The 13,652-nt window shown below is 54.5% G+C and carries 13 protein-coding genes; 3 read left to right on the forward strand and 10 right to left on the reverse strand.

What is annotated here, in order from left to right; translation table 11 throughout:
* The first annotated feature begins 106 nt into the window (after window positions 1-106).
* From LOY43_RS18645 to LOY43_RS18655, 3 genes are all read left to right on the forward strand, one after another.
* Window positions 107-919, forward strand: a complete 813-nt coding sequence (locus tag LOY43_RS18645; RefSeq protein WP_258708541.1) for a hypothetical protein — start codon at window positions 107-109, stop codon at window positions 917-919.
* Window positions 912-3,155, forward strand: a complete 2,244-nt coding sequence (locus LOY43_RS18650; RefSeq protein WP_258708542.1) for a UvrD-helicase domain-containing protein — start codon at window positions 912-914, stop codon at window positions 3,153-3,155. Before LOY43_RS18645 ends, LOY43_RS18650 begins: the two co-directional genes overlap by 8 nt.
* An 82-nt stretch (window positions 3,156-3,237) precedes the next feature.
* A complete protein-coding gene (locus tag LOY43_RS18655; RefSeq protein WP_258708543.1) occupies window positions 3,238-4,089 on the forward strand; it encodes a hypothetical protein in 852 nt (283 codons plus the stop codon).
* Window positions 4,090-4,174: 85 nt separating this feature from the next.
* Here LOY43_RS18655 and umuC read toward each other — a convergent pair whose 3' ends face one another.
* The 10 genes from umuC to LOY43_RS28895 all read right to left on the reverse strand — a co-directional run bounded on the left by umuC (window position 4,175) and on the right by LOY43_RS28895 (window position 13,642).
* Window positions 4,175-5,452 (reverse strand): translesion error-prone DNA polymerase V subunit UmuC, encoded by a 1,278-nt coding sequence (gene umuC / locus LOY43_RS18660; RefSeq protein ID WP_258708544.1) that lies wholly within the window; start codon window positions 5,450-5,452, stop codon window positions 4,175-4,177.
* On the reverse strand, window positions 5,445-5,870 hold the full coding sequence (locus LOY43_RS18665) for a LexA family transcriptional regulator (protein ID WP_258708545.1): 426 nt from the start codon (window positions 5,868-5,870) through the stop codon (window positions 5,445-5,447). The genes umuC and LOY43_RS18665 overlap by 8 nt, the downstream gene beginning before the upstream one ends.
* Before the next feature lie 138 nt (window positions 5,871-6,008).
* The gene (locus LOY43_RS18670; protein ID WP_258708546.1) at window positions 6,009-6,803 is read right to left on the reverse strand and encodes a DNA adenine methylase; all 795 of its coding nucleotides are present in this window, start codon (window positions 6,801-6,803) and stop codon (window positions 6,009-6,011) included.
* 150 nt (window positions 6,804-6,953) lie between these two features.
* Window positions 6,954-7,496: a lysis protein gene (locus LOY43_RS18675; RefSeq protein WP_258708547.1), complete on the reverse strand. Its 543-nt coding sequence runs from the start codon at window positions 7,494-7,496 to the stop codon at window positions 6,954-6,956.
* Window positions 7,478-8,041 (reverse strand): glycoside hydrolase family 19 protein, encoded by a 564-nt coding sequence (locus LOY43_RS18680; protein ID WP_258708548.1) that lies wholly within the window; start codon window positions 8,039-8,041, stop codon window positions 7,478-7,480. The genes LOY43_RS18675 and LOY43_RS18680 overlap by 19 nt, the downstream gene beginning before the upstream one ends.
* Window positions 8,042-8,090: 49 nt before the next feature.
* Window positions 8,091-9,140 carry a phage late control D family protein gene (locus LOY43_RS18685; protein ID WP_258708549.1) on the reverse strand — a complete coding sequence of 350 codons (1,050 nt, stop codon included), beginning with the start codon at window positions 9,138-9,140 and terminating at the stop codon, window positions 8,091-8,093.
* 97 nt (window positions 9,141-9,237) lie between these two features.
* Window positions 9,238-9,444 (reverse strand): tail protein X, encoded by a 207-nt coding sequence (locus tag LOY43_RS18690; protein ID WP_123377010.1) that lies wholly within the window; start codon window positions 9,442-9,444, stop codon window positions 9,238-9,240.
* Window positions 9,419-10,264, reverse strand: a complete 846-nt coding sequence (locus tag LOY43_RS18695) for a phage tail protein (RefSeq protein ID WP_258708550.1) — start codon at window positions 10,262-10,264, stop codon at window positions 9,419-9,421. Before LOY43_RS18695 ends, LOY43_RS18690 begins: the two co-directional genes overlap by 26 nt.
* Before the next feature lie 9 nt (window positions 10,265-10,273).
* A complete protein-coding gene (locus LOY43_RS18700; RefSeq protein ID WP_258708551.1) occupies window positions 10,274-12,892 on the reverse strand; it encodes a phage tail tape measure protein in 2,619 nt (872 codons plus the stop codon).
* A 150-nt stretch (window positions 12,893-13,042) separates the two neighbouring features.
* Window positions 13,043-13,642 carry a phage tail assembly protein gene (locus LOY43_RS28895; RefSeq protein ID WP_408980809.1) on the reverse strand — a complete coding sequence of 200 codons (600 nt, stop codon included), beginning with the start codon at window positions 13,640-13,642 and terminating at the stop codon, window positions 13,043-13,045.
* Between the last annotated feature and the right edge of the window lie 10 nt (window positions 13,643-13,652).

Genomic DNA, 13,652 nt, shown 5'->3' on the forward strand with positions numbered 1-13,652 from the left:
AGTATTTATTGTTAATGAATATTTTCCGCTTAACTTCGATGGGTCATTAGTGTCAAAAACGAACAGTTAACAATAATTTAAAACGCAGCAATAAAGTTGAGTATTCATGGAAGAGACAGAGCTAGTTTTGCAAGACTCAGGGCTTCGCCAAGGCGACATAATCAAGCTGTATGGTGAACTGAACTCAAAGTACGGAGTGATAGTCAACGCCGACTGCGACCTTGCTAATGATAAAATCGATGGCCATATAGCCTACGTACCGATTTATTCGTTTCCAGATTTTATTGAGCGCTTCTGGGCTGGTGATCAAATACAGTCAATAAAGAAGCAGTGCCAGAACGAACTAAGGCGCTTCTTGAAGACTCAACCTGAAGTTAACGATCTTATGTCTTGGTTGGGCCAGGAAAGCGTCGACAGCGTCATTTTACAAATTTCTGGACACCTTGCCTTGAAGCCCAAAGAGAGTGGAGAGCTAGAAAAAATAATTAGAAAGCTAAACGCGTGCTTGCAAGGAACGACACTAAAGTGTCTGACCGATATATATTCGCTCGAAAAAAACCCTGAAAAATACACAAGCACTCAATTGTCTAGTCTAAAATCAAATTTAGGTGAGGGGCACCTAATGATCAGCTGTATTGTTGGTATCGAAGGTTTAGGGTTTGTGATGCGTATGAAACGCGTTTTTTCACTTTGCAAAGAACTTTGCTTCAGATCTTCAGCTGAACATCTGATAAAGTCTAGCGAGGATACCGTCTCAGCGGTTCGAGTAGCAAGACTCACTTCAACGTATAAATATAAAGCAGCGCAAATTTTCGCGCAAAACTTCACGCGCATTGGTCTATCCGATGAGGTGTCTCGTTTAAATGATTTGGCAATCATGGACATAGTCGAAAATTTAAGGAAAGCCGAAAATGTATAATCTAGCAATCACGCCACATGCTCTATTCAGGTTGTCCAACTACGAAATAAGCGAACTCTGGTTCGAAAAGTTTGAATTGCCGCCTGAAGAGGCGACTATACGGCGCGTGCTCATAGATGATACTGTTTATATTTTTGAGCGGCAGGTTGAAGATGAGAGCAACTCTTTAATAATCATAAACAATTCCGACTCTGACCCTATTTTTACCGGCGCAGAGAAAGACTCTCGTAACCTAGAGCGCATTATCACCGTCGCAAGAGCACAATTCACTGATAGCGTCAGCATTCCCCCATCATGGCGGCCGCATTATGAAGGCGACGTATTCTCGATATCGGTGAAAACCTTTAGTAATTGGCGAGGCAGACTACACTTTCTTATAGCTCATCCATTAAACAGTAAAGATGTGAAAGATCTTTTTGTGTTTTCTCTTATGGATGATACTGTTGATTTTCATAAGCTCACTATCGACGAACAGCAATATTTAAGAATACGAGCAAAATTTGTAGATGCTATTCTATGCGATGAAGGCGTTCCGTCCGCCCCTGCAACGGATGCGGGAATAATATTGACGGAACGCCTACCTCAAGGTTTTGTTCAAGGTGGAACTTTAGAGGTCTGGTACCAAACACGCCTTACAAAAGATCAAAGAGCATTTGTTGATAAGCCACATGATAACCCAGTGAGACTTCGTGGGTCAGCAGGAACTGGGAAGACTTTGTCGTTAGCTATAAAATTTTTAAAAGATGGCACTGAAGCCGAAAGAGCGCAGAAGCCAATCAGATATGGATTCTTAACTCATAGCAAAGCCTCTGTAGATTTCGTTAATGCAATATGTGAGAGCTTGGACTCGGCTGGACTAACCCTTGGCAGAGCCAGTTACGCCAAACTGGAAATTCGAACTCTATATGATCTAGCTTCAAATCAACTTGCATTGCATAGCTCCGAGTTGACGCCTCTAGAGTTAGACGGTCGGAAGGGGAGAAAAGACCAAAGAGAGATCGTCGAAAACATTATGGTGGAGATGTGGAATTCCATGATAATGCAAGCACGTTATAAAGGTATTAGTTCTGATTTGTATAGTCGCTGGAACCCTCATGATATTGGTCACCCAATTCTTATAAATGAAGTTGCTGGAGAATTGGCAAGCGTAATCGATGCGGAAGGAATAAAGCCAAGTTCAGCGCAGGCAGAAAAATACGCCAAGAACGATGTCCGTCGAGGGGCTTGGTTGATGCCGCTTGCAACTGAGCTTGACAGAAGATTCATACTAGAAATTCATGCAAGATACTGTAAAGAGCTTGCAGAAATGAAAACTCTCAGTATGGATCAGATGATCGCCGATTTTGATTCTTACCTAGATACTAATCGCTGGTCAATAATCAAGGACAAGCTTGGTTACGATGCATTATTCGTCGATGAGTTACATCTTTTTACATCTGTGGAACGTCAATGCTTGCATAAGCTCGTAAGGCAGGCGGAAAACTGCCCTCTTCAAGCACGTCCAGCAATTTTCATGGCGTATGATATTAAGCAAAGCCCAACTAGTAGTTTTGCCAGCTACTTCTCACCAGAGACCTCAATATTTACACCAAGCAGTAATCTACAAAATTCTGACTTGGTTCAGCTTCAGAAAGTATTCCGATATACTCCTGAGATCACGGAGCTGCTTCGGGATATCGATGCATCTTTTCCAGCGATTGATGTGCCTGGCGAGTGGAATGCTTATGTGGGCGAGTCTGAACTGCCAAGGGGAGAAGTCCCAACAATAACAGTACATGACTCGCCGAAAAACCTTATGCGACATGTATTCGAAAAAGCCCACGACAAGGCTCGGTTAATAAAGGGTGGCGGCCGAAGAGTAGCCGTCCTTTGCCTAAGCGAGGAAATGTTTGATACTTATTCGGTTGTTGCAGCGGGGCAGTACAACGGTAAATTCATTACTATATCAAGCCGAGAGCCAACTTCCGAGTTTCGTCACGCAGGCAAGCGCTTTATATTTAGCATGCCTGAGTATGTAGCAGGACTTCAATTTGATACGGTTTTTATAATTCATGCAGATCGTAGTGAAGCGCCGATAGACTCAGGCGTGGGGATTAGACGAAGTTTTATATCCAATCTTTATCTCGGGGCTAGTAGAGCAGAAAGAGTAATAACTATGCACTCTTGCTTAGAGCGAGGTGGCATTACAGATTTTCTTCAAATGGCCTTGGATAGAGGGGCATTGAAAGAGATATAGTCTGGCTTGAGCTGACCGTTAATCCGGTCAGCTCAATGCCTAAAAGCAGAGATTCCTGCGGAGCCTACTCGGGACGAACTCTATGCGCGACTTTCGATTCAGCAGAACATTTACTTTGCTGCAGCAGGAGGGGCACCTAGCCAGATCATCGATATTATCCGGAATTGATTTTCTTTTGAAAGCAAATCTTGATGAAACCAGAATTGGAAATTTTTACTCTGCATTCTTTCAACTCACGATAGGAATTGAGCGAATTTTGAAGCTTGTGGTTATAACTAATCATATGATTGAGAATAACTATACTCCTCCGACTGATAAAGAATTAAGAGAAAAGTACGGTCATCACATCAAGGCTACATACCTACATGCTCTTTCCATAAGAAATAAGTGGGGGTATGAAAAAATTGCCCCTCCCGTCTCTGATACCATTGAAGATAAAATTCTCGATTTTTTAGAAAGCTTTGCGAATAAGTCTCGCTATTACAATTTGCGTGAACTCAATAACGCTTCATCTGATCAGGGACCGCTTGGAGACTGGTACTCAATCTGCAGGCAAGTTGCAAGCGTCGAAATAGGCTATGCGAAACTGAATAAACACGCCGAACGAGTCATGTACAAAATGGATCAAGCGGGGTTGGTTGGCTATTCCGCTCGATTCGATTTCGACGGTCATCCAATGACACTGTTTGACGAATTCTGGCAAATGCATTTAATCGAGAAAACTGCGCCGCACTTGGTTTGGAAAATCGTACAGTTCATTAGTCCTTTATATGACGCGCTCAGATACATAGCTTACGAGGCAATAGATTACGAGAATACAAAAAAACTCAAACTTCCGGTCATTCCGCATCTGTATGAGTTCTTCGTATTCGCGCTTGCAACGAAATCTGACTCCTTGCGTAGGAAATCATGGTCTCGGATTTTTCTTAGCTAACTAAGCTAAGTAATTAAGAAAAATTATTCCTACTTTCCAAATGAAGATTTCGTTAACCAGCTTTTGGCCGATAGCGGACGATTTACTACCTACAGTTGATCGTCCACAATTGGTCCAAGCGAGTCGTGTAGCTCTGACTCATCATTTCACGCCGCATGGCCCACGCTGGGCTACTAGGGACACTCGCCGCTCGCAGCGTCCCCCTTCCCCACCGTTCGTTGATCTGATCCAGTACGGCCATCACCTTGGTAGATTCGGCCGGTTGAGAAGCCGCAAACAGATCATCCGTGAATTCGCCTGGCTGACACAGGCTCATCAGCAATACCTCCGCCTTGCTGTACTTGAAACTAGGCCGATATACACGATCTAGCGCATCAACTGCTGCCTTGGTCAGTAGCCGGACGTCATCCGTGGGATAAGGCATATCGATCACCACCCCATTGGCGTACTTCGCCTCCTCCGGATTGAACATCCCGGTGCGAATGCTCACGCGCACTTTTTTGCACAGCGAGTTTTGCGCCCTGAGTTTTTCCGAGGCGCGCATCATGTACGTGGCCACCGCTTCCTTGATCGGTGCCAGTTCCGTCAACCGGGTACCGAACATGCGGCTGCAGCAGATCTCCTGCTTCGGCGGATCGGGGTCATCTAGTTCCAGACAGGGGGTGCCGGCCAGTTCGCGCGCCGTCTTTTCGATCACCACACTGAAGTTTTTGCGTAGCATCCAAGGATCAGCTTTTGCCAAATCCATCGCACTTTTGATTCCCATGGTATCCAGGTGCGCTTTCATTCGACGCCCTACCCCCCACACCTCTGACACGTCGGTGTTGCGCAGCACCCAGTCACGCTTAGTTGGGTCGCAAATATCGACGACACCGCCCGTCTGCGCCTGAAGGCGTTTGGCCGTATGGTTGGCCAGCTTGGCCAAGGTCTTGGTGTGAGCGATCCCCACGCCCACCGGAATGCCGGCACACCTCAGTACCTGGCTACGGATCTGCCGTCCGAGGCTATCTAGAGCGTTGATGCCGGTGAGGTCGACGAAGGCTTCGTCGATGCTGTAGACCTCGACTGCGGGAACCATGGACTCGATCAGCGTCATTACACGCTCACTCATGTCACCGTATAGCGCGTAGTTCGAGGAGAACGGGACGATGCCGTGCTGCTTTAGCTTGTGCTTGATCTGGAAGTACGGCTCGCCCATTTTCACGTAAGGCTTGGCATCGTAGCTGCGGGCGATGACGCAGCCGTCGTTATTCGATAAGACAACGATGGGGATCTTTGCCAGGTCAGGACGAAACACTCGCTCACAGCTGGCGTAAAAGCTGTTGCAATCGATCAGGCCGAACACCTGCATCTGCTTAGACATGACTGCGCACGCTACCAATGATCACGCCCCAGATCGCCAGCTCATCGCCTTCCAATACGTAACGCGGCGGGTACTTGGGGTTTTCAGAAAGCAGGATGACCTCTTTCCCACGGATGCACAGCCGCTTGCAAAGCGGTTCGTTGTTAAGCAGCGCAACGACAATATGCCCATGCGCCGGCTCCAGTGAACGATCCACTACTGCTAAATCGCCGTCAAAGATACCCGCCCCCTGCATGCTCTCTCCGGCAATTTTCACCAAGTAAACATGCGGGGCACGAATGTTGAGCACTTCGTCGAGCGAGATGTGGGTTTCGATGTGATCCGCTGCCGGCGAAGGAAAACCCGCTGGCACTCGAAAAAGGCAAAGAGGTAATTTCCGACCGGCCACAGCAATAGGGCCTAGGATTGAAAAGCTCATGACGCACGACTTCCGATACTGTACGAATATACAGTTAACGTTCAGAACGGTGTTCGGTCAATTTCTGTAGGAAATATCTGATAGACGGGAGGGGTGTGTTCTCATGATTGGAAACAGAAAAATGATGACCAGCATCTGTCAAAACAACCCGCCCAACGCTTCCGGCTCCCAGTTCATGATCACCAGTTCGCCACTAAGTTCGGCCTTACCCTGGCGCTGATTGGCTGTGGTATAGCGGATGTCCAGAGTCTCAAAGTGGAAGCCTTCGAACACACGGCGAATGTCGGGATGATCGTTGATGCTGACCATCACTTTGCCTTTGCAGCGGCGCATGAAATCGGCCATCCGTTCGTAGTTCTCGAACGGGAAGTCCACTCCATAGCCGGCGGTCTGCCAATAAGGTGGATCCATGTAATGGAAGGTGTGAGCACGGTCGTAGCGTTCAGAGCATTCAAGCCAGGGGAGATTTTCGACGTAGGTGCCGGACAGGCGCTGCCACGCGGCCGAGAGGTTTTCCTCGATGCGCAGCAGGTTGATGGCCGGTGCGGTAGTTGCCGTGCCGAATGTCTGACCGGAGACCTTGCCGGCGAAGGCATGGTGCTGCAGGTAGAAGAAACGGGCGGCGCGCTGGATGTCGGTAAGGGTTTCGGGGCGGGTCATTTTCTGCCATTCGAACACCTGCCGCGAGCTGAGCGCCCATTTGAATTGGCGCACAAACTCCTCGAGGTGGTTCTGCACGACGCGGTAAAGCGTGACCAGGTCGCCGTTGATGTCGTTGAGGACTTCGACCGGCGATGGCTGGGGCTTCATGAAGTAGAGCGCAGCACCGCCGGCAAAGACTTCAACGTAGCATTCGTGTGGCGGAAAAAGCGGAATGAGGCGATCGGCCAGGCGGCGTTTGCCGCCCATCCAAGGGATGATGGGTGTAGACATTGAAAGCAAGACCTTTACTGTATGGATAAACAGGTGCTAGGCTCGCCGCGCTTTGTGCACGGAGCAAGAGCCTTGGCTGGACTTGCAGGGACCATCTGCAGGGACAGCGGTCGATCCGAATGTTGACGCATTCGGACCGGCCGCTCTTTTTCACTTCGGTGTTGAGACTTCTTTGGCGTATGCCTGACAGGCCGCGAGGGCAATTAGCCCCCGGTCGCCGTCATCGGTGACGCCGATAATTCGTTGAGCATGCGCTGGGTCAAGTTCGGCTCTTGTGGGGCCATGAACCACGCCGCCGGTGGCGGTGGTGGCTGACACCGATCCGTTGCCGGCGCCGGTGGTGGCGTCGAGTAGGACTGACAGGCGCAGATCAGCAGTGGCAAGGCGGTCGCGCAGGCGACCTTGATCACGTTGGGCATCGCTCAAAGCTCGGTAATGGGTTTGCTCGCTGGTAGCCAGGCGCTGCTCGAGCGCAAGGCGCTTGTCCTGTTCGGCACGCTGCTGCGCAATCGTGGCCAGGGCCAACTGGTTAAAGGTTTCGGTGTGGAGCCGTGCCTGCTCTGCGAGCTGTTTGCCGTAGCGCCAATCCTGTACTTGCCAAGTCATGGCCGCGGAACTACCGACTAAGACGACCAGCAGCACACCTTTGGCCACCAGTCGATACGGCGTCGGGATCAGTTCGCCGAGACGCATAGCACCGCCCTCGCCCGCCCCCACAACACCAGCCGGTCCTGCAGGCCATTGAGGCCGCCGTTGATCCTGCGGGTGATCGTGTTGAATTCGTCTTGATCGGCCAGCGCGTTCAGCCCATTCACTGACCAGAACCATGCGGCCGACTCGGCGGCCCACTGCGGCAGCTCCAGGAGTTCAGGCGTGCGTAGCAATCGCTCATCACTGAACAGCGCCAAGCTGCAGCGAAGGTAGTTGTCGTGGCCAGTGACCTGGATCAAGCCGCGACCGCGATAGCGCTGGCCATCACCATCCGCTGCCGGCGTATTGCCCAGTTTCGCAGCCAGGCTGCCGGTGTCGTATTTGCTCAGGTACCGGTCGCCGCCCAGTTCCCGGACGTACTGCAGCTGACCCGACTCGTGACCGACTTGCGCCAGGAACGCGGCTTGGCGTTTCGGCGTGTTGATCTGTCGATGGGCCATGGCTGCGTTGAGGGCGGATACAAAAACGCCCGCGAGGCGGCGGGCGTTGGGCATGATGCTTTGCAGCTGTTGTGCAGTGATGGACATACAAACTCCAGACGTAAAAAAACCGCACTCAGGCGGCGATGGGATGCGGCTATTGCTTCTCGATGTTCACAACCTTGAGTGGTGGTTTCGGCCCTTTCTTTTTCTTGCCCTTGGATTTACCGGCTTTGCCGGCGTTGCACTCGACCGTGGTGGACCAGCCGGACTGGGTGAACACCTGCTCGACCGAATCCGCCAGATACTCGCCATCAAGCCCGACCTTGAACCCCTGTGCGAGAATCGGCCGCTCGGCGAAGATGTCGGTTCGTCCTTCCAACTCAAACCGCACGTCGGCGGTCGAGCGGTTGAACGCTGACAGTCGCGCCTTGGCGGCCGCTTCGGCGGCGGTCTTGTTTGGGTAGATATGGCGATCGGTATGCACCGCCGGCAGACCGTCCGGGGAGTCATCGTTGTCGATGGTGACCACCTCCAGCTTGCCGTCCTTTTTGTTCTGGTGCTTGGTCGAAACCGCCTTGTGTGAGTTGCGATCGCCTAGGCTGAATTGCCAGCGGCTAAGGTCACGGCGGGTCAGCGTGATAGCGCCAAATGCTTTGCCGCTGGCCGTCTGGCCACCTTGGCGCGGCATCACCAACAGCTTTCCGTCGGCCACCTTGGCCGTGCAGTCGTATTGCTTGGCCAGACGGGTGATGAAATTAAAATCGGACTCGTTGAGCTGGTCGACCCGGGCAACCTTGGTCGACACCGGACACACCGGCGTCCAGCCATTGCGCGCGGCGACGTCAGCCACGATCTTCGACAGCGGCACGTCTTCCCAGCTTCCGCTACGAATGGTCTTGCCACTGCCACGCATGTCGCTGGCCTTGCCCTTGATCACGATGGTATCGGGTGGGCCTGATACCTCGACCGTGTCCACGGTGTAACTGCCCATGCGTGCCAACGTCGTTTCGGCATAGCCCAGGTAGATCTCGATTGAGCTGCCACGCCGTGGCAATTGCACTTGTCCGTCACGGTCGTCGATGCGCAACTCAAACTCGTCGGACTCCATGCCCGGCTTGTCAGAAGTGCGCAGCAATAACAGCCGATCATTGATCTTGGCCGTGACGTCGGCCCCATCGGCGACAATTCGAAACATCGGAGTCATGGTTTTTTCCAATAAAAAACCCGCACAAGGCGGGCCAGAAAAACAAGGTGTCGTTACGCGTAACGCGACGCGGTGCCGGCGAAGGCATCGCCCCAGGTCAATCCCACAAGCTGACGCCCTCATTGGTCGGGCTGGGCAGATCCGGCAGGACGATAATCACGCCCGACCGAAACGGCTGAGGTTCATCAGCCAGCCCCTGATTGGCATCGAGCACGGCCTCGACGCTGCCATTCAGATGGCCGTAAACGTTGTTGCAAATGACATCGAGCATGTCGCCGTCAGACGTCCTGCATGTCGTCGCCATAACGCTCAAACTCCAAAGTGAACCCCTGTTTGCGAGCAATCCCGCCGTGCAGCAGTGCGGACTGTTCCTCGTTGATGTTTTTCAGGCACCACGTCCCGATCACCTCGCCATAGCCCGTGGTCAGAGTCAGCGGTTGCAGCCTGGCCCCGATGGAACGCAGCGTGTCGAGCTGCTTTAGACCGCCTTTGAAGCCCGGATAGATCGTGCCCTTGAGCGTCAACTTTTCATCGCCCATCCCGATGGCCTGCTTCGCCGGCCGACGCGTCAGCCGCTCCTGCGAAGCCCAGCGGAATTCGGTCGAACGGCTCAGCTCGTCGAAAGCGGCCGTGTCCAGGTTGAAGTAATACGGCTCAATCTTCGGATCGCGCGGCTGAATGATCATCAGATGCGGGAATGGCTTCACCGCCTCCGGCGCCGGCGTGGCCTCCACGGCAAAGGAACTGGTGGGCACGATGTTGGCTAGCGACGGGCTGACCTTGCCGGCGATGTTGTTGATCGCCGTGGCCGCTTTGCTCGCCTGTTCCTTCAACGTGCCCAGCCGATCCTGCACTTCAGCCGCTGCCCGGGTGGCGCGGCCGTACACCGCCGCCACCTGACCGACCTTGGCCTGAGCCGCGTCGACGCCGCGCATCACCCGCTGAAGCTTGGCACCGATGGCAGGCCCTACGAACGGGATGTTTTCCAGCTCGGATGCGGCGCCGGTCAGTTCGCGGATCGCGCCATTGACCGGGGACAGCATGCCATCCGCGCTACGCCGCCCGGTTTCCGCTGCATCCACCAGATACTTCAGACTTGATTGCATCTGCTCCATGTAAGCCATGAAACCTCCTTAGACATGGGGTTCGTCGTACAGCTTGGCGGCGTTACTCCTCGCCGCGTCCGCCATCATTCGCTGCATGTGCGGCATCAGATCCTGCGCCAAGTTTTGCGGGTCTTTGACATCACCTTGCACCGTGACCGGCATGCTCAGCGAATACTGAAACTGCTGATCCACCTTGGCCGGCTCCGGCTTCGCCGCCTCCTTGGGCTGGATGGCCATCGCCGCCGACTTGAGCGGCGCCGTCACTGCCATCGAGCGCGCGACATCCCCCAGCACCGGGCCTTGCTGCGCCGCTGACGCCATCATGAGCGGCGTGGTCGGCACCGGCGCCTTTGCCGTTTGCTCGGGCTTTTCATCCTCACCACCGAACAACGACTTACCCAACGACCCGCCCAGCATCGCACCGCCCTGACTGCCCAGGTAAGCACCGATCATGCCGCCGATCGCGGTGCCGATGATCGGCACAACCGAACCAATGGCGGCGCCTGCTGCTGCACCGGCCATGGTGCCGGCCAAGTTGCCAGCGGCCGAACCGTAACCTTCGGCTTTTTCGTCCTTGGTCTTGGCGTTTTGAAAGGTTTCAAGCGCCATCGCGCCGGACTCCAGCAGCGTGCCGCCAGGAATAACCTTGGCCACCTTGCCGACCTTACCGACGGTTCCTGCGACGGCGCCGAGCTTGGACAATGCCCCACTTGGAACGGAGGGGACTGATGGCGATGGGATCGAAACAGGTGGACGAGGCACAGTCGGACGAGGACCTCTCGAACTCGGCAACGACCGGCGCCGCGCGCTGCGCCTTGACCCACGTCCACGTCGGCGCGATTCGCCCGACGCATCCACACCGCCACCCATAGCGCCGGCATTGACGACGAAAACCTTCTTGACGCCGTCGTTACCTGCACCACTTTCAGCACCAAGGCCACCGCCTACTGCCGCTTCCTTCACCCGCGAAACAACATCCAGGCCAGTCGCTACCAGATCAAGTTCTCCGGGTTTTTTATTTGGGGCTTCGCTCCCACTCCTGCCACCGCGCGACCCACGCGCAAGGTTTAGCAGCCCCTTGCTGATCTTGATCGTGCTGAAGATACCTTTTAAGGCGATCAGCCCCGCCCCGACCGTGGCGATACCGGCAACTACCCCGGGCGCGCTGTCCGTCAGCGACGTAATGCCTTTAGTAACCTTGGTCAACGACTCGGCCACGGTGTCCGTCACCGGGCGCAGCGCATCGCCGATGCTGCGCATGGCGTCATCCATCGACTGGGCCATTTCCGCCCATTTCTGAGATGACGACTCACGCCGCTCGGTGAGGTTCTTGTCGAGGATCCCGGTGGCGTCACGCGAATCGTTTTTGAGCTGGCTGTACAGCGCCTTGTTCTGCATGTAGGCCGACAGTGCGGCCTTGACCTGCATGTCGGCGAACAGGTCGCCGGTGCGCAGGGATTCTTCCAGCGAGGCCATCATGGCCTTGGCCTTCTCCGGGTCGGCTTCCTTGCTGATTTTTGACGTGGCTTCGGCCATGGCCGCCGCACGCTTCGGATCGGTCGCCTGAATGTATTTCTGAGCCAGCGCCATGCTGGTCTCAAGCGTCGACATACCGTTTTGCAAACCGGTCTGCATCGATCCCTTGTAATCAATCCCGGCTTTTTCGTAAGCCTTGACCGTATCGGTCGAACCGATTTTGCCCATCCAGTTTTTCAGGTTGTTGGCCGCTTCGTCCGAACTGCCTGCCTGCTTCATCTGGACCTGCAGCATGGCGCCCAATTGCGTCACCGCATCCAAGCCAGTGATGCCGTTGCTGGCCATGTTGGCCAACAGCTCGGGAAACCACTTGGCCATGTCGGCCGCTTCAAAGCTGCCCGCCTGCCCTTGGTAGGCGATCGCCTCCAGCGCCTGCTGCATCTGCTTGGGGTCGGTGATCTTGGCGTTCTGCCCCAGGGCGTTGATCATCTTCGCCGTGTCGACACCGCTGGATCCCTGCCCCACGACAAACTTGGCCGCGACAGGCGCGTATTCCAGCGCCTTGCTCAGATCCATACCGGCGCCAACCAACTGATTGACCACGTCGGCCACATCGTTGCGCGCCATGCCAGTGTCGCGTGAAGTGTCGATGATCTTGCGCGACATCTCCTGTTCTTGCGGCTTGTTGGCAATGCCGGCCTTGATCGCGATGTCACGCACAATCGCGCCAAAATCAGCGCTGACCTTGGTCGGTACCGCCATGGCACCGACACCGACCACCGCCGCACCGACAGCGCCCTTCATGCCCTTTACGCCAGAATCGATCTGCTGATGCCCCTTGGCTTTCAGCTCGGCTTTGTTGGCCGTCTGCCCCATCGAGCGATAGGCTTTTTCCAGCTTGCCGACCTCGACCCCCTGCTTTTTCAAACTGTCCAGGTTCGAGTTCAAGCGGTTGAGTAATTTGGACGCACCGGACGCACCGGTGTCGTGAGCCTTCTTCCATTCTTCGCGCAGGCGGATGGTGTCGCCAATCGTGCGCTGCAGCACGCGCGCTTTGTTGCCTTCAGCCTCAAGGCGCTTGATGCGCCCGGTCACGTCCTTGAACGCGGCGCCGACCGTGGAACTGACGGCGCCGCCGATCACCAGCCCGAGGGCGAGTTTGTTTGCCATGTCATGGCCCTCATGTGCCCAGCACTACCGGTGGCGGCTCAATCCGTGAGCCACCACACCATATCCGCGAACGGCATCGACTGGATCTCGGCGGCGGAAAATCCGGTTTCCGCCGCCAGACGTTTCGCCGCCGACTTGATCACGCTGGGGTTAAAGCCCGTCGTAGTTGTCCATGCGAAAATAGCCGGCCTGCAAGCGGTTAAAATCCACCAGCTTCAGCCCCTCCAGATCCGCCACCGAAGCGCCGGACAACGCAGCAAACAACACCAGCTCGCGCTGCTCATCGTCGCCACCCACCTCACGGTTGGCCGCTCGCACGTCGCCCACAGTCGGCGAACGCAAGGCCAGCTTGTCGACGGTCACGCCATTGATTTCACTCGGACACGACAGCGTCACCAGCACCTGATCGGTGTTTAGCGACAACCACGCCGGCATCGAGTCCGAATAATCGGTTTTCGGTACCAAGTGCGAATACGCCGTTTGCACGCGGCGATAATCCGTCAACTTGAGGCCTTCCAGATCCTTCAGTCCGACTTCGGCGAGACCGGCGAACAGCATCAGTTCGCGCTGTTCATCATCGCCGTTGGCAGCACGATCAGCCGCGCGCACTTCACGCATGGTCGGGTTACGCAGGTTCAACGTCTCGACGTCGACGCTATTGGCTTGGCTTGGACGGGTCAGCGTTACAACAGCGCCGAGCGCACTTAGCGACAGCCAGGCCGGCAGGTTTTTAGCGATTACTTGAGTCATCTGGATCTAT

It is taken from the genome of Pseudomonas sp. B21-041 (genome assembly GCF_024748675.1).
In the GTDB taxonomy this organism is placed as follows: domain Bacteria; phylum Pseudomonadota; class Gammaproteobacteria; order Pseudomonadales; family Pseudomonadaceae; genus Aquipseudomonas; species Aquipseudomonas neuropathica.

Excerpts from the sequence above, each read along its gene's own strand:
- LOY43_RS18695 (WP_258708550.1), bottom strand. The coding sequence starts at position 10,264 with ATGGCTTACATGGAGCAGATGCAATCAAGTCTGAAGTATCTGGTGGAT.
- LOY43_RS18685 (WP_258708549.1), bottom strand. The coding sequence starts at position 9,140 with ATGACTCCGATGTTTCGAATTGTCGCCGATGGGGCCGACGTCACGGCC.
- LOY43_RS18650 (WP_258708542.1), top strand. The coding sequence starts at position 912 with ATGTATAATCTAGCAATCACGCCACATGCTCTATTCAGGTTGTCCAAC.
- LOY43_RS18670 (WP_258708546.1), bottom strand. The coding sequence starts at position 6,803 with ATGTCTACACCCATCATCCCTTGGATGGGCGGCAAACGCCGCCTGGCC.
- LOY43_RS28895 (WP_408980809.1), bottom strand. The coding sequence starts at position 13,642 with ATGACTCAAGTAATCGCTAAAAACCTGCCGGCCTGGCTGTCGCTAAGT.
- LOY43_RS18665 (WP_258708545.1), bottom strand. The coding sequence starts at position 5,870 with ATGAGCTTTTCAATCCTAGGCCCTATTGCTGTGGCCGGTCGGAAATTA.
- LOY43_RS18645 (WP_258708541.1), top strand. The coding sequence starts at position 107 with ATGGAAGAGACAGAGCTAGTTTTGCAAGACTCAGGGCTTCGCCAAGGC.
- LOY43_RS18690 (WP_123377010.1), bottom strand. The coding sequence starts at position 9,444 with ATGGCGACGACATGCAGGACGTCTGACGGCGACATGCTCGATGTCATT.
- LOY43_RS18700 (WP_258708551.1), bottom strand. The coding sequence starts at position 12,892 with ATGGCAAACAAACTCGCCCTCGGGCTGGTGATCGGCGGCGCCGTCAGT.
- LOY43_RS18675 (WP_258708547.1), bottom strand. The coding sequence starts at position 7,496 with ATGCGTCTCGGCGAACTGATCCCGACGCCGTATCGACTGGTGGCCAAA.
- umuC (WP_258708544.1), bottom strand. The coding sequence starts at position 5,452 with ATGTCTAAGCAGATGCAGGTGTTCGGCCTGATCGATTGCAACAGCTTT.
- LOY43_RS18655 (WP_258708543.1), top strand. The coding sequence starts at position 3,238 with ATGCGCGACTTTCGATTCAGCAGAACATTTACTTTGCTGCAGCAGGAG.
- LOY43_RS18680 (WP_258708548.1), bottom strand. The coding sequence starts at position 8,041 with ATGTCCATCACTGCACAACAGCTGCAAAGCATCATGCCCAACGCCCGC.